Genomic DNA, 16,087 nt, shown 5'->3' with positions numbered 1-16,087 from the left:
CAGGAGATGTTTGTGAAGTATTGAACCGAGAGCCCGGCTGAGCGGCCCGGAATGTTTTCCCGGGCCCGAATCCGGAAGGCGTCGTTCGACGGCGGTATGGCGGGCGACGATTAACAGAGGAACTGGGGAATTGAGAAACTATGATCGATTGGTTTCTGGCGGGTCTGCGCAGCAATCCGGAGCTGGCGTTGTTTCTGGCGATCGGCCTCGGGTACTGGATCGGTTCCCGCAAGATCGCCGGCTTCAGCCTCGGCGGCGTCACCGGCTCGCTGGTGGCGGCGCTGCTGATCGGCCAGGCGCACGTGGAGGTCCCGGGTCAGGTCAAGTCGGTGCTGTTCATGCTGTTCCTGTTTGGCACCGGCTACTCGGTCGGTCCGCAGTTCTTCCGTTCCCTGAAGGGTGATGGATTGCGGGCGCTGGCCTTCACCCTCGTGCATTGCATCGCCGCGCTCGGCATCGCGTACGCGATGGCGCGGCTGCTCGGCCTGGATCTCGGCATGTCCGCCGGGCTGCTGTCGGGCGGCCTGACCCAGTCGGCCGCCATCGGCACCGCCACCGAGGTGATCATGGTGCTGCCGTCGTCCATGACCGAGGCCGAACGGCAGACGCTGGTCAGCCATATCGCCGTGGCCGACGCGCTGACTTACGTATTCGGTGTGGTTGCCCCCATCGTTTTCCTGACCTCCCTGGTACCACGCCTGCTGCGCATCGATCTCAAGAAGGAGGCCGCGGCACTCGAAGCCAGACTCGGCATCAAGCGGATTGCCCCGAACGTCACCTCGGCCTATCAACAGTTCGCATTCCGAGCACATCGCGTCGACGCCCCCGAATACATCGGCAAGCGCGCCGCCGAGTTGGAGGTGATCCGGCCGGATGGCCGCATGTTCGTCGAGCGCCTGCGCCGCGGCGAGCGGATCATCAGCGTCGATCCGGACACGCGCATCGAGCGCGGCGACGTCGTCAGCCTGCATGGCCGCAGCGAAATGGTGCTCGAGTACGGGCCGCGCATCGGTGCCGAGCTCCACGACCCCGAGTTGCTCGATTTCCCGGTCGAGATTGCGCGGGTCATCGTCACCAACCGCGAAATCACCCAACGCAGCTTCGGCGAGTTGGTCAGCTGGCCGCCGGCGCGCGGCGTCGGGGTGCGCAAGGTGACGCGCGGCAGTCAGGACATTCCGGTGTCGCCGGCCACGGTTCTGGATCGCGGCGACGTCATCGAGCTGATCGGGCCGCAGCCGACAGTCGCGCGCGCCGCGCGGGAAATCGGCCAAATCGAAATACCGACGACCACCACCAACCTCATGCTGGTCGCCCTCGCCATCGTCATTGGCGCGTATATCGGTCTACCGTACCTCATGGTGGGCGCGTTGAAGCTGTCGCTGTCGACCAGCGTCGGCGTGCTGGTGGCCGGTCTGTTTTTCGGCTGGCTGTACTCGGTGAAACCCATAGTCGGAAAGATCCCGGATGCCTCGATCAACCTGATGACCCAGCTCGGCCTGGCCGGGTTCGTGGCTGTGATCGGCCTGCATGCCGGACCGGTATTTATCGACGCGGTGCGCGAGTCCGGTGCGCGGCTGCTGCTCGGCGGGGTGGTGGTGACGCTGGTGCCGCTGTTCATCGCCTTCGGTTTCGGACATTACGTGCTGCGCATGTCGCCGATAATGCTGATCGGCGCCATCGCCGGCACCCAGACTCTGACTCCGGCGCTGGTCGCTGTGCAGGAAAAGGCCGGCAGCCAGACGCCGGTGCTCGGCTACACCGTGCCGTATGCCTTGGCCAATATTCTGCTCACCATGTGGGGCGGATTTCTGGTGATGATGCGGGTGCAGTTCGGATGAATCGGTACGGCGGTTCGGGAGTTGTTCCTGATTTCAATGTCAACTTGGAGGAGTAGTTTATGAACACAGCAATCAGTCAGTGCGGCGCAACGCCACAAACCCGGTCGCGTGTCGGGCGCGGGTTCGGCCGGACGGTGGGCGTCGTGGTCATCGCGCTGGTGTTCGGTATCGGCGCGGCTCACGCGCGCGGCCCGATGCCCAAGGATCTGCAATCGGTCGTGAAGGCGGCGTACGACAAGTTCAAGGACGACCAGAGCGGCAAGAACGCCGATTACATTCCCGAGCTGGCGAAGGTTCCCTCGGAGCTGTTCGGTGTCGTGATTGTCACCGCCAAGGGCAAGGTGTACACGGCCGGCGACGTGGACTATGCGTTCTCGATCCAGTCGGTGTCCAAGCCATTCACCGCGGCGCTGGTCATGCAGGAGCAGGGCGCCGACGCGATCAAGGAAAAAATTGGCGTCGAACCGACGGGGCAGAAGTTCAACTCGATCCTCGCGACCCAGATCATCCCGCAGGTCTCGGTGAACCCGCTGGTCAACTCCGGCGCGATCGCCTCGGTGAGCATGGTGCAGGCCACGAACGCCGACGAGCGCTTCAACAAGATCCTCGGCTTCTTCGATGAGCTGTCGGGCGCCAAGCTGACGGTGATCGACAGCGTTTACAAGTCCGAGGCCGCCACCAACCAGCGCAATCGCGCGCACGGCTACATCCTCGCGGCCTCTGAGCGGATCTATTCCGATCCGATGGAAGCGGTGGACGTCTACACCAAGCAGTGCTCGATCGGCGTGACCGCCAAGCAGCTCGGGATCATGGGTGCGACCCTGGCCAACGGTGGTGTCAACCCGGTGACCGGCAAGCGGGTGTTGGATGCCAAGTACGTGCCCAAGGTGCTGGCGATCATGATGATGGCCGGCTTCTACAACGAATCCGGCGACTGGGCCTATACCACCGGCCTGCCGGCCAAGACCGGTGTCGGCGGCGGCATTGTCGCCATTGTGCCCGGCGAGATGGCGATCGTCGCCTTTTCGCCGCGCGTGAACGATGCCGGCAACAGCGTCCGTTCCGCCAAGGCCATCAACCAGATCGTCGAGCAGCTCGGCCTGAACCTGTTTGGTTCCGGCAAGTGAGTGCCGGGCGAAGTGCCGTCCCTGCACAACCGATAATTTTTCTGACAGGAGAAACTCTATGAAAACGACCAGATACATACCCCGAATCCTGGCGGTCAGCACCGCAGCGCTGGCAGTCATCGGCGCTGCCGCGACAGTCCAGGCCGCGCCCGGGGACAAGGCGGGCTTGGAGATCTACGGGTTTATCCAGACGGACGCCATCTACGACTTCGATCGTATGGATCCCTCCTGGAACTCCACGCTGCGTCCTTCCAGGATACCGGTGAACTGCCCGGGCGATCCGGGTTGCGGCGAGGATGGCGAAACCGTCTTCAGCATTCGCCAGTCCCGTTTGGGCTTTAACGGCTTTATCCCCACCGAGCTGGGCGAACTCAAGACGAAGTTCGAGTTCGACATGTTCGGCGTCGGTCCGGATGCAGGCAAAACCACGATCCGGTTGCGCCATGCCTACGGCGAGATCGGCCAATTCCTGGCGGGGCAGACCAACAGCCTGTTCATGGACGGAGACGTGTTCCCCAACACCATCGACTACTGGGGGCCGACCGGCATGATCTTCTTCCGCAATATCCAGGGGCGCTGGACGTTCTTGAAGCAGGACGGGATGAAGGCCGCGGTCGCGCTTGAGGCTCCGGGCTCGGCCATTGACGCCGGGCAAGCTACCGTGATCGATCCCACGCTCGCGGTAAATAGCTGGAACAGGTATCCGGACGTGACTGGTCAGCTCCGCATGGATGGGGGCTGGGGCCACGTCCAGGCCGCCGGCATTCTGCGTTGGCTCGGTTTCGATACACCCGACCAAAGCGTGTCGGGCCACGAGACCGGCTGGGGCATCAACATGAGCAGCGCCATCCATACCGTGGGGAAGGACAATTTGCTGATGCAGGTCGCCTACGGCCATGGTATCGCGAACTACTTCAACGATGGTGGCAATGATCTGGCGCCCGACGGTAACGGTAACGCCGAAGCGTTGCCGATCCTCGGAGTGCTCCTGTATTACGACCACTACTGGGATGCCAAGTGGAGCAGTTCGGTCGGCTACAGTGAAACGTCGCAAGACAATTCCGGCGGACAACTGGCAAACGCATACAGCAAGGGCCAGTATATGTCGGCGAACCTGCTGCACTATCCGGCGAAGAACATACTGGTCGGCGGGGAGCTGCTGTGGGGCGAGCGCGAAAACAACAATGGCGACACCGGCAGCGACACCCGTATCCAGTTCTCGGCCAAGTACAACTTCTAGCCGCGAACCGGGCAGGATGCCGGGAACCTGCCCGGATCGGCGTACCGCGTAATGGCGAGCGGGTGGTATTTCCGCCCTCCACGAACACCACGGTTCCGGGACACCGGATTGCATGGCGGCCGGTGACGAGACGCCCGCGTGCTGTCCGGCATTCCGGGCGTCGCCAGAAGCCAGCTGAATGACCGGGCCCGACCGCCGCGGCCGGCGGCTGGCGAGAGTACTACAGGTTCATCCACCGACCGATGGATATCGACTGGATCAAAGCGCTGTGGCACGACCTCCTGCTGGAGGCGCATCCGCTGCGGGGGATGTTCGAGCTCCCGGTGATCTTCGACCTGGGCGCGGTGTTTTTCTTCGCGCTCACCGGGGCGCTGGCGGCGATTCGCCGCGGCTACGATTTCGTCGGCCTGTTCATCATGGCGTTCGTGACCGGTGTCGGCGGCGCGCTGATCCGCGACGGCCTGTTCATCCAGCAGGGTCCGCCGGCAATCGTCGCCGACGGCCGCTATTTGGTCGCTGTCCTGCTGGCCAGTTTCGTGGGCATGGCGATCGGCGGGTTCATCGAGCGCTTCCAGAAACCCATCGCCTATATCGATGCCTTGGGGCTCGGCGCGTACGCCGTGGTTGGCGTGCAGAAGGCGCTGGCCGCGAGCATGAGCCTCCCGGCCGCCATCATGGTCGGGACCATCAATGCCGTCGGCGGCGGGCTGCTGCGCGACATCATCGTGCGCGTCGAGCCGCTGATGCTGAAACCCGGCCAGTTCTATGTTCTGGCGGCTGTGTTCGGCAGCGTCCTGTTTGTGGGCCTGATCCTCGGAACGCGGTTGTCGGCCCCGCAGTCCGCGCTCATCGCCATCGGCGTGACGTTTTTATTCAGGGTGCTGACCATCTGGTTCAACTGGCAGACCAAGGCGGTGCGTCCGTGGTTCGCCGGTCACGGTAAGGAGACCAGCATGTCCGACGACGAGGCCCGCAAGCAGGAACAGGAGCATGGCGGCGACAAGGAGTGAACGACGCGAAATATGATGGTTTGATTTGCATCAATGACTTTTGCGTTAGGCTACTTGAAGTTACGTATCGTTAATGCCTTAACTTGAAAGGAGGAAGCAACGATGAACTCAACATGGCTGTGGAGTCTCGCCGCTGTCACGATTCTGTTTATTCCCACGATTACCCTCGCGGCACCTGCGGACGAAGAGAAGAAGGTCTTTGCAGAACTATCGGCACTTATTCCGAAGGACCGCGTCGCTTCTGTTGACGATCTCTACAAGAAGTGGCAGGAGGTCCAGGCTAAGAAGAGCAAGGCCATCATTCTCGACATCCGCTCGTACGCAGAGTTTTATGCCGGACACCTCGACGGATCAAACAACATCAGTTCCGGTCACCCTTATCTTGTGCCAAAGACCTGGCCTGACCCGAATACCGAGATCTGGGTCTTCTGCCGCACCCAGCACCGGGCCACGTATTTCACTTCCTTCCTCTACCGCTACGGCTACAAGAACGTCTACCTCGTCAAAGGCGGCATCGCAGACTGGGCCGAAAAGGGCTATCCGCTGTTCAGCAAGGACTTCGGTGAGATCAAGGTCTTGAAGTACAACAAGGAACTCAAGGAGGAGTATGAAGTACGCCCGTCTATGAACTGATGGACCTGCTCTTTGCGGGACTTCCTGCGATGAGTTCCGAGCGTTCAAAGAAGGTGCGGCCAATCGCAATCTGCAATAGACGCATACGGGAGATGCGTTGCGGAACACATGGTTCCAGCTGCGTTAAATTTGTGCCTCACAGCGGTGCGAAGGCGATGTGGCCATCGACGAGTTTCGTTCTGTCGTGAAATATAATTTCTTGCGTCCCCGAAAAGAAGAAGGAAATTGCGATGCGAATCAAGCCTTCCATTAACTGGCTGTTCATATTCATACCGGTCACGTTCGCGCTCGGAGTCCCAGCATGATGAAGCTTATTGCCCCAGTGGTTGTCATGGTTGGCATCACCTTCGTTGCCTGTTCGCGTGAGTCGGCCCAGACGCAGCGGCCCGCGCCTGAAGTGACGATCGTTACCGTCAAACCGCAAACGGTGCCGTTTGCACCGACATTCGTCGCGCAGACCGAGAGCTCGCGGCAGGTGGACATCGTGGCGCGCGTGTCGGGCTTTCTCGACCGCATCGCCTACGAGGAGGGCAAGCTGGTCAAGCAGGGCCAGCTTCTTTTTCAAATCGATCCCAAGCCGTACGAGGCGCAGCTGGCCGCCGCCAAGGGCGAGCTTGCGGCGCAGCAGGCGCGCCTGACCACGGCGCGCGCGAATCTCGGCCGGGTCAAGCCGCTGGTCGAACAGAACGCGCTATCGCTCGCCGATCTGGACAGGTCGACCGGCGAATTCGAGTCCGCGTCCGCCGCCGTGTATTCCGCCGAGGCGAAGATGAAGGAGGCCGAGCTGAATCTCGGTTACACCTCGATCCGCTCGCCGGTGACCGGACTCGCCGGCCGGTCACTGCAGCGACAGGGTGCCTACATCAACTCGACAGCGGAAAGCGCCAAACTGACCTACGTTGCGGCGGTCGACCCGATCTGGGTGACGTTCAGCGTGTCACAGAACCAGCTCGCAAAGTGGCGCGAACTGATGGACAAAGGAATGGCCGTGCCACCATCGAACCAGAATTACACGATCAATATCATCCTGTCGGACGGCAAGCCCTACCCCCACACCGGCAAGATCAACTTCGCGGATCCGTCGTTCAGTCAGGACACCGCGTCATTCATGATACGCGCCGTGATTGCCAACCCGAAGAAGGACCTGCAGCCCGGCATGTTCGTCACTGCCATCCTGGGCGGTGGGGTGCGCCCGAACGCCATTGTGATTCCGCAGCTGGCCGTGCAACAAGGCCCGAACGGCCACCTCGTATACGTGGTCAAGCCGGACGGCACGGCAGAGGTGCGCCCGATCGTGGTTGGTGACTACCAGGGCGACAAGGACATCGTGGTCATGGCCGGTCTGAACAAGGGAGACCGCGTGGTGGTCGAGGGTGTGCTAAAGGTCGCGTCGGGCCAGCCGGTCAGGATACGCGAGCCCGGCGCGGCGACGGCCGCCGCGGGCGAGCCGGCCAAGAAGTAAACGGGGGGCGCGTGTTCACGCATTTCTTCATCGACCGGCCGATCCTCTCGGCGGTCATCTCAATCCTGATCGTGCTCGGCGGTGCGGTCGCGATGTTCGTCGCCCCGATCGAGCAGTACCCGGAAATGGCGCCGCCGCAAATAACGGTGGAAGCGCGTTATCCGGGCGCGACCGCCGAGGTGATCGCCAATACGGTCGCCGCGCCCATCGAGACGCAGATCAACGGCGTCGAAAATCTGCTGTACTACAACTCGGTCAGCTCCTCGAGCGGCAATGTCATCATCAACGTCATATTCAAGCCGGGAAGCGATCCCGACATCGACCAGGTGAATGTGCAGAACCGCGTCAGCCAGGCGCTGCCACTCATTCCCCAGGCGGTGTCGCAGCAGGGTGTGACGGTGGAGAAGCAATCCTCCAGCCTGATGATGATCGTGTCGATCTCCTCGCCCGACGACCGCTATGACGCCACCTACATCGACAACTACACTAACCTGTACGTACTGGAAGAACTCAAGCGCGTTCGCGGCGCCAACCGCTCGCTGATATTCGGTTTGCCCGATATCGCCATGCGGGTCTGGCTGCGGCCCGACCGGATGGCGCAACTGGGCATCACGGTGCAGGATGTGACGGCTTCGATCCAGAGCCAGAACCAGACCTTCGGGATCGGCCAGATGGGCGCGGAGCCCTCGCCCAAGGGGACTCTGCAGACCTTCGTCGTCACGGCGCAGGGCATGCTGACCAAGCCGGAGGAGTTCGAAAATATCATCGTCCGCACGGCCAAGGAAGGCACGGCGATCGTGCGCGTCAGGGACATCGGCCGCGTCGAGCTCGCCAAGCGCGACTACTCAATCGCCAGCCGGGTAAATGCCAAGGCCGCGACCACCATCGGCATCTATCAGCAGCCCGGCGCCAATGCGGTAGCGACCGCCACCGCCGTACGCGCCCGGCTCGAGGAACTGAAAAAGCAGTTTCCCACCGGCCTCGACTACAAGATCACCCTCGATACCAGCCTGTTCACGATCAACTCGATCGAAAAGGTATTGCACACCTTCATCGAGGCCGTGGTACTGGTGATCGCGGTGGTGTTCCTGTTCCTGCAGTCGCTGCGCACGACCATCATCCCTATCCTTGCGGTGCCGGTGTCTATCATCGGTACCTTCATCGGCATGCACCTGTTCGGCTTCTCGATCAACATGCTGACCATGTTCGGCATGATCCTCGCCATCGGCCTGGTGGTGGACGATGCCATCGTGGTGGTAGAGAACGTTGAGGTCAATATGACCAAGCACGGCCTGTCGGCGCTGGAGGCCTCCAAGCGGGCAATGAGCGAGATCGCCGGCGCGCTGATCTCGATTGTGCTGGTGCTAGTGGCGGTGTTCCTGCCGGTGGCTTTCCTCGGCGGGATCACCGGCACGCTCTACCAGCAATTTGCGATCACCATCGCCATCTCGGTGGTGATTTCGGGGCTGATGGCACTGACCCTGTCGCCGGCGCTGGCCGCCATCATCATCAGGGCCCACCACGGCGAGAAGAAAGGCTTCTTCCGCTGGTTCGAGAACGGCTTTAACCGCCTTACCCGGGGCTACGTCTCCGGCGTCGCGCGTCTCATTCAGGGCTGGCCGATCGCGCTGCTGGCCTTCGCCGGCGTGATCGCCGGCATCATCGTCATGTTCAGCATCCTTCCAAGCAGCTTCGTGCCCGACGAAGACCAGGGCTATTTCTTCATCGTCGTTGAGGCGCCCGACACCGCCAGCCAGGGCTACGTCGGGGCGCTGGTGGAGAAGGTGGAAAAGATACTCGCGAGCGAGCCCGCAGTGCAGGATGTGGCGGTGGTCAACGGCTACAGCATGATAGACGGTACCTACCGCAACAACGCCGCGATTTTCTTCCCCTCACTGAAGCCCTTCGACGAGCGCACGGACCCTTCCTTGCTCAGCTTCAAAGTGCTGCCGCGGCTCAATCGCCAGTTCGCGGAACTCAAGGAGGGCTTCGTCGTTGCGGTGAACCCCCCGTCGATACCCGGCCTCGGTACGACCGGCGGCTTCGAGTTCTACATGCAGAACCGCGGCTCGGGCGACGTGCGCGCCACCAGCACGTCGGTGGAAGCATTCCTCGCCGCAGCGCGCAAGCGACCGGAGCTCGCCAACCTGACCACCACCTTCCGCGGCGCGACCCAACAGCTGTTCGTCGACCTCGACCGCAACAAGGCTGAAGTCCTCGGCGTGCCGGTGCAGGACGCGTTCCAGACAATGCAGGGCTTCTTCGGCTCCAGCGTCGCCGGACAGTTCAGCCAGTTCAGCCGCGTATGGTGGGTGGTGGTGCAGGCCGAAGCCAATTACCGCGTCAATCCGGAGGATTTCAACAAGGTTTTCGTGCGTTCGAAGAGCGGCGCCATGGTGCCTTTGTCGGCTCTCATCACGGTCCGCTACATATCCGCGCCGAAATTGATGGAGCGCTTTAACGGCTTCCCCGCAGTGAAGATCACCGGCGAGCCGGCCACAGGCTACAGCTCGGGCCAGGCCCTCGCGGCGATGGAGGCCGTCGCCAGGGAAACACTGCCGGGCGATTTCTCCTATGCCTGGGCAGGCCAGGCACAGATGGAGCAGGAATCGGGCGGCACCTCCGCGATCGCTTTCGTCGCCGGCCTGGTCGTCGTTTTCCTGCTGCTCGCCGGGCAGTTCGAGAAATGGACCGTGCCTGTGGCGGTGGTGCTAACTGTACCCTTTGCGATACTCGGCGCGCTGCTGCTCACCTGGATACGCGGGCTCGACAACGACGTCTACTTCCAGGTGGGACTGGTTACGCTCGTGGGGCTGTCCGCCAAGAATGCCATCCTGATCTGCGAGTTTGCATTAGAGCGTGTACGCGCCGGAATGCCGCCGCGCGAAGCGGCGATCGAGGCTGCGGGCCTGCGCTTTCGCGCAATCGTAATGACCTCGCTCGCCTTCGGTCTGGGCTGCGTGCCACTCGCGCTGGCCTACGGTCCCGGTGCCAACAGCCTGCAGGCTATCGGCACCGGAGTCATCGGCGGGATTCTGGCCTCAAGCGGGGTCGCGATCTTCTTTGCGCCGCTGTTCTTCTGGCTGCTTGAATCCCTGAGTGCGAAGTTCGTTGCGGGCAAGCCGGCGGCGCCCAGCCAGGGTGAGCTGGCGCCTGAAGCGCCACAACCGCGCCGCAAGGAAAAGTAAGATGAAGCGTTTGCTCTTATCAATCTTGCTCATCACGCTGACGGCGGGCTGTGCTGTCGGGCCGGACTACCGGCGTCCGGTGGTAGAGACCCCAGAGGCGTGGCGTGTCGAGTATTCCTACGCCGCGGAGGTCGCCAACACGCGCTGGTGGCAGCAGTTCGATGATCCGGCCCTGAACCAGCTCATTGATGTCGCACTGCGTGAGAACAAGGATCTTGCCATCGCCGCCGCGCGCGTTGACCGCTTTCTCGGCGCACTCACGACTACGCGCGGGCAGTTCTTCCCGCAGATCGGCTACAACCTCGATGCGAGCCGCAACCGCGCGAGCGAGGTCGGTGTCACGCCACTGCCATCGGGCACCGATCCCTATTACAACCTTTACCAGGGCGGGCTGACTGCGGCGTGGGAGATCGATCTGTTCGGTCGCGTGCGCCGGCTGAGTGAGGCGGCGCAGGCCAACGTGATGGCGAGCGAACAGGCGCGTCGCGGCGTGATCCTGTCGGTGGTCACGACGGTAGCGACGAGTTACATCGGGCTGCGCGCCCTCGACCGCCAGCTCGAGATTGCCCGCGCCACGGCCAAGAACTACGCGGATACTCTGGCGCTATTCGAACTGCGCTATAAGGGCGGGGTAGTGTCGCTGGTCGAGCTCTCCCAGGTCCAATCGCAGTATCAGCAGGCGCTCGCCGCGGTGCCTTCCCTCGAGCGCCAAGTAGCGGTGCAGGAGAACCTGATCTCGATCCTGATCGGCCGCAATCCCGGAGCGATCCCGCGCGGCAAGATCATTGCGCAGCTCGTGTTGCCGCCGGTGCCCGGCGACCTCCCGGCGTCGTTGCTTGAGCGCCGCCCCGACGTCTTGCAGGCGGAGCAGAATCTGGTCGCCGCCAACGCCAGCATCGGAGCGGCCAAGGCGCTCTATTTTCCGAGCTTCTCGATCACCGGTCTGGCCGGTTCGGTGAGCACAGCGCTGAGCGATTTCGGAACTTCCCCGGCGGCGAGCGGCTCCCTGGCCGCGACCTTGGCTGGCCCGCTCTTCACCTTTGGCACGGTGTCCGGCCAGGTGGCGGCCGCCAAGGCCGGACAGCGTGAAGCCTTGATCTTCTACCAGCAGGTCATCCAGAACGCGCTGCGCGAAACCAACGACGCGCTGGTCGGTTCGCAAAAAAAAGGCGAGGAGTTCGTGGCGCTGGACAAGCGGGTCGAAGCCCTGCGCGAATACGCACGCCTGTCACGGCTGCGCTTCGACAACGGCACGGCGAGCTACCTCGAGGTGCTGTATGCCGAGAACGAGCTGTTCGGTTCCGAGCTCGCCGCGGTACGCGCCCAGGCCGAACGCTACGCGGAGCTTATCAACGTCTACAAGGCGTTTGGCGGCGGTTGGCTGGATCTGGCCGATCCGTTGGCGACGCCGAGCGGCCAGACGCAGGGGCCGGCGACCGCGGCAGCCGCCACGCAAGGCGCCGCCGGTGGCGCAGTTGCGCCGTAGGCAAACCGGCTAGGAACCAACAGCGGACGGCCCGGGATGTCATCTATGCCAGCGCTGTTCGCCGGGTAAACCGCAGTTCGCTGTAAGCCTCAGCTTTTCGCTCGCGTACTCACGTGCAGTGACACCAGGCGCGCGAGTGTGATGGCGAGATAAAGCTGCCCCGTCAGTGCCTCGCCGATCGCGAGTGAACGTGCCACCGGATGCACCGGAGTGATGTCACCGTAGCCCACGGTCGTGAGCGTGACAAAACTGTAGTAGATCCAGGTCTGCGAGATGACCCCATCGCCGAGCGAGCCGGCGAAGGCGTTCGGGCGCAGTTCATGCAGGAACGCGTAGGCGTTGGCCCAGGTGAGGCCGAGCAACAGGTACACGGCCACCGCGCCCAGGATACGGTGATACGTCACTGGACCGCTCCGATAGACCTGTCCAATTACCACCGCGGTGAACAGCATGAGTGTCACCAGCGTGGAAAGTTCGCGCCACGCGACGAGATCGCCGGAACCCGTGGCCACGCCGGCCCAGCGTATCAGCACTGCGATCGCGGCGAACGGTGGCACGGCCCAGCGCAGCCAGCGGCGCTCGGACAAGGTCAGTGCGCCGGCCACGAGCAGTGCCGAGAACGTGATGTCGCCGGCGAGCGAGTCCAGCGGCCCGGGACGACCGAACACCGGCAGCACGAACACGACGGCGGCCAGCAGTACAAGGAAGATGGAGAGGCCACGGTCCTCGGCCCAGAAGCGCAGCATTCCATCTCCGATGCGATGTTTCATTTTGTAATCACCCGGGCCGTCGTCAGGCCGGCCGTGATGTCCGGCTGCAGCCACGCCTTTGGATAGTGACGCAGCCACTGGACACCTGGAATGAGGTCGGACTGATCGTGGTTGCAGTTCATAAAGCGGTTACCGAATGTGGGTTCAAAATTCAGCATACCGCAGTTGTCCGCCGTCTGCAGGACGGCCAACGGCGCCGAAACCGGAGTTGCCTTGGGTCGCCTTCCGGAACACCGTCAGTCTGAAGTGTATATATAAGGTATGCCGGGTCCGGTTCGCCCATAACGGTGAATGCCCGCGGAACCGTTACTCAGCCGGTGAGCCGGCACAATCAGAGGTTTCCTGGCTCTCCAGACAAATCGGGGGAGGGGGAAATCCCATTTTGTCAGGTGCTATTAGCGAGACTATTGCCGTATTAGACCAAAGCCCAATGCCTAACGCAGCACGTTTTGTGCAACAATTTCCAGTCGTATCCCAAGTCGACGCGCAATCCAAACCGAAAAAGGAGATCACCAATGACGCAGACAAGATGCTGGCTTACGGTGTTGACGGTGTTGGGCGGCCTTCATGTCGGGGTTGCCGCGGCGGCGGATGCGACGCCGCCTGGCGAGCCGATTCCGAATCATCCGGCGCTCCGCGATCCCTTTACGTTTGTTCTCGGTGCCTACTCTCCAAAGACCACCACCACTGCGCTCCTGACGCCATCCGGCGGCGGTTCGGGCGTGGGCGTGAATTTCGAGGACACACTCGGCCTCGATGACCGGAATCTGGTGGGGTTCGCCGGTTTCCGCTGGCGCTTTACCGAACGTTGGCGGATGGAAGCGGAGTACTTCAGTCTCTCGCGGGATGCGACGCGGACACTCGCTGCGGATGTCACCTGGGGCGATCAAACGTTCACGAAAGGTGCCACGGTTGACTCGACGTACGACTTCTCCGATTTTCGTTTGAGCGCCGGTTATTCGTTCTTCAAGACGCGCGACAAGGAGCTGGGTCTCGGCTTTGGTGCGCACGTGGCTAAGATGAAGGCGGATGTCAACGCCGGGGCTCAAGGGGCGGAGGGGGCGGACGTGCTGGCGCCGCTGCCAGTGGTGAATCTGTACGGACTTTTCGCCCTCACGAACCAGTGGGCACTGTCGATGCGTACCGACTGGCTGTCGTTGTCGTACGGTGCTTATTCGGGCGACATCCGGAACATGGCGATTGATGTGTTGTATCAGCCATTTCGCAACGTCGGCTTCGGGTTGGGCACACGCACCCTGAACATCGATGTGTCGGTCGACAATACGAACTGGCATGGCTCGGCGAAGATGGTCTTTCAGGGGCCGATCGCGTTCATGACAGCGTCATTCTAGAGGTGGCCGGTTGGTCCTATTCTCAGCGATGCCACCACGGCGCAGGCAGGAATAAACTCGCGTCCTGCCTGCGTGCGGCGTGCACCATGGCATTGCCGGTCGAACACCCGCCATATTGCATACATTTAGGTATGCCTGGTCCGGTTCGCCAATAACGGCGAATGCCCGCGCAACCGTTGCTCTGCCGGTGAGCCGGCACAATCAGAGGTCCCCTGGCTCTCGAGATAAACCGGCGGAAAATTTCATTTTGTCAGGTGCTATTGACCAGATTATTGCCATATTAGACCAAAGTCCAATTTCTGATGCCGCGCGTGAGGAGTATCCTTGCTAGCAGGTCAGGCGGAACTCAATATGTTCCGGTGGCGTTGCGAACTATTTTGACACCCGTTAAGGCCGGAATTCATTCGCCATTCCCGCGTGAGCGGTACGTAGCATAATGGCAGTCTGATCGACGGTGGAGCGAGACCATGTCTGTGCGCAATCGTGCGAGCAACACCGCTGGTCCTTCCGTGGCCCGCAATAAGCCTCCGGCGCCGCCGTTGAAACGGATCGCCAGGCTCGCCGGCACAGTATTCGTGGGGCTGCTCCTGGTTTGCATGGCCGCTTGGGGTGTGCTGGCTCTCTATTACTTCGACCACGAGAGCCTTACCCTGCGGACGGGACTCGCTGCCGCGTTTGCGCTGGCGTCCCTGATCGGCCTTGTTGGGTTCGCGCTGCCGCGGTGGCGCTGGCGCGCATTCACGGTTTATCTTGCGTTGTTCGCCGTGGTGCTATTGTCGTGGCGAGCCATCGAGCCCTCCAACGACCGCGACTGGCAACCGGACGTCGCGGTCCTGCCGTATGCCAGCATCGACGGCGACCGGATCACGGTGCACAACATCCGCAATTTCGACTACCGGACCGAAACCGACTTCACTCCCGGGTACTACGACAAGACCTTCGACCTGCGCAAGCTCGATGGGGTGGACCTTATCGCTACCTACTGGATGGGGCCGGCCGTCGCCCACATTTTTCTGAGTTTCGACTTCGAGGGCGGGGATCATCTTGCCATCTCCATCGAAACGCGCAAGGAACGCGGCGAGGCCTATTCGACGATAGAAGGATTCTTCCGGCAGTACGAACTCTATTATGTCGTGGCTGACGAGCGCGACGTAATCCGCCTGCGCACCAACTACCGCAAGGACCCGCCGGAGGATGTCTACGTCTATCGCCTGTATGGCCCGATCGAGAATGCGCGCCACTTGTTTCTCCAATACATCAAGGAGATCAACGCTCTCAAGGACCGGCCGGAGTGGTACAACACGCTCACGACCAATTGCACCACCGCGATCTGGATGCATACGCGTATCAACCCGGGTCATCCGCCTCTCTCCTGGAAGATCCTGGCGAGCGGCTACGTGCCCGAATATCTGTACGAGATCGGGAGACTCGACAGCAGTCTGCCGTTCGCCGAGCTTCAGCGCCGCGCGCATGTCAACGCGCGCGCTCAGGCGGCGGACAAGGCCGCGGATTTCTCCCGGCAAATCCGTGCAGGATTGCCGGAGGCAAAGTTATCCGCTTCCCATTAGGGGAGCTTTGATTAATCCCACCGTTCGTGGTGAGCTTGTCGAACCATGAACAGAGGATGCCACTGAATCAGGGAATTGCATCAACCGCCCTTCGACAGGCTGAGGGCGAACGGAATTAGCCACAGTCTCCGTAGACGCATAGAGGCATCTTTGAGAAACTGCTTGCACACGACGGAAGCATACGCGACGATAATGAAGCCCTGCTCGCTGCGCTCGTTCGTTCTGACATAATAAGAAGGAGGGGTTCCATGCGGCGGACATCACCAGTCTGCTCAAGTAATAATAGGAATCGGTGGGCGATCAGGCTTTCGGCCCTGGCGTTGGCAGTTTTGTGCATGTTGCCGGCACCGACTGTCCTGGCGGCAGATGAATCGTCCGCGGCGCGGCGGCCGCGCATCGGCTTGGTGCTGGGC

Annotated in this window: 13 protein-coding genes; 10 read left to right on the top strand and 3 right to left on the bottom strand. The window is 61.9% G+C overall.

Going from position 1 to position 16,087, the window contains the following annotated elements:
- The first annotated feature begins 140 nt into the window (after positions 1-140).
- From aspT to WB402_RS07250, 5 genes are all read left to right on the top strand, one after another.
- Positions 141-1,838: an aspartate-alanine antiporter gene (aspT, locus tag WB402_RS07270; protein ID WP_424206409.1), complete on the top strand. Its 1,698-nt coding sequence runs from the start codon at positions 141-143 to the stop codon at positions 1,836-1,838.
- Positions 1,839-1,897: 59 nt separating this feature from the next.
- A complete protein-coding gene (glsA, locus tag WB402_RS07265; RefSeq protein WP_424206407.1) occupies positions 1,898-2,965 on the top strand; it encodes a glutaminase A in 1,068 nt (355 codons plus the stop codon).
- A 58-nt stretch (positions 2,966-3,023) separates the two neighbouring features.
- A complete protein-coding gene (locus tag WB402_RS07260; protein ID WP_424206405.1) occupies positions 3,024-4,205 on the top strand; it encodes a DcaP family trimeric outer membrane transporter in 1,182 nt (393 codons plus the stop codon).
- Positions 4,206-4,447: 242 nt separating this feature from the next.
- Complete coding sequence (locus WB402_RS07255; protein ID WP_424206403.1) at positions 4,448-5,215, top strand: trimeric intracellular cation channel family protein; 768 nt, start codon at positions 4,448-4,450, stop codon at positions 5,213-5,215.
- A gap of 102 nt (positions 5,216-5,317) precedes the next feature.
- The gene (locus WB402_RS07250) at positions 5,318-5,848 is read left to right on the top strand and encodes a rhodanese-like domain-containing protein (protein WP_424206401.1); all 531 of its coding nucleotides are present in this window, start codon (positions 5,318-5,320) and stop codon (positions 5,846-5,848) included.
- Positions 5,849-5,984: 136 nt separating this feature from the next.
- Here WB402_RS07250 and WB402_RS07245 read toward each other — a convergent pair whose 3' ends face one another.
- Complete coding sequence (locus tag WB402_RS07245; protein WP_424206399.1) at positions 5,985-6,128, bottom strand: hypothetical protein; 144 nt, start codon at positions 6,126-6,128, stop codon at positions 5,985-5,987.
- Between the two features lie 21 nt (positions 6,129-6,149).
- Here WB402_RS07245 and WB402_RS07240 point away from each other — a divergent pair, with 21 nt between their 5' ends.
- From WB402_RS07240 to WB402_RS07230, 3 genes are read left to right on the top strand one after another with little or no spacing between them, the layout of a single operon-like run.
- Positions 6,150-7,310, top strand: a complete 1,161-nt coding sequence (locus WB402_RS07240) for an efflux RND transporter periplasmic adaptor subunit (RefSeq protein WP_424206397.1) — start codon at positions 6,150-6,152, stop codon at positions 7,308-7,310.
- 11 nt (positions 7,311-7,321) lie between these two features.
- Positions 7,322-10,498 (top strand): efflux RND transporter permease subunit, encoded by a 3,177-nt coding sequence (locus WB402_RS07235; protein WP_424206395.1) that lies wholly within the window; start codon positions 7,322-7,324, stop codon positions 10,496-10,498.
- 1 nt (position 10,499) lies between these two features.
- Positions 10,500-11,984, top strand: coding sequence for an efflux transporter outer membrane subunit (locus WB402_RS07230; protein WP_424206393.1), 1,485 nt, complete (start codon positions 10,500-10,502; stop codon positions 11,982-11,984).
- 89 nt (positions 11,985-12,073) lie between these two features.
- Here WB402_RS07230 and WB402_RS07225 read toward each other — a convergent pair whose 3' ends face one another.
- Positions 12,074-12,754: a potassium channel family protein gene (locus WB402_RS07225; RefSeq protein ID WP_424206391.1), complete on the bottom strand. Its 681-nt coding sequence runs from the start codon at positions 12,752-12,754 to the stop codon at positions 12,074-12,076.
- A complete protein-coding gene (locus WB402_RS07220) occupies positions 12,751-12,945 on the bottom strand; it encodes a hypothetical protein (RefSeq protein ID WP_424206389.1) in 195 nt (64 codons plus the stop codon). The genes WB402_RS07225 and WB402_RS07220 overlap by 4 nt, the downstream gene beginning before the upstream one ends.
- Positions 12,946-13,269: 324 nt before the next feature.
- Between WB402_RS07220 and WB402_RS07215 the strand changes: the two genes are divergently transcribed.
- Both WB402_RS07215 and WB402_RS07210 read left to right on the top strand, forming a co-directional pair.
- Positions 13,270-14,106 carry a hypothetical protein gene (locus WB402_RS07215; RefSeq protein WP_424206387.1) on the top strand — a complete coding sequence of 279 codons (837 nt, stop codon included), beginning with the start codon at positions 13,270-13,272 and terminating at the stop codon, positions 14,104-14,106.
- 467 nt (positions 14,107-14,573) lie between these two features.
- Positions 14,574-15,674 carry a DUF4105 domain-containing protein gene (locus WB402_RS07210; RefSeq protein WP_424206385.1) on the top strand — a complete coding sequence of 367 codons (1,101 nt, stop codon included), beginning with the start codon at positions 14,574-14,576 and terminating at the stop codon, positions 15,672-15,674.
- The last annotated feature ends 413 nt before the right edge of the window (positions 15,675-16,087 follow it).

The sequence above is a fragment of the Sulfuricaulis sp. genome (assembly GCF_049587675.1).
GTDB lineage: Bacteria > Pseudomonadota > Gammaproteobacteria > Acidiferrobacterales > Sulfurifustaceae > Sulfuricaulis.
This window is presented reverse-complemented; position numbering and strand designations above follow the sequence as displayed.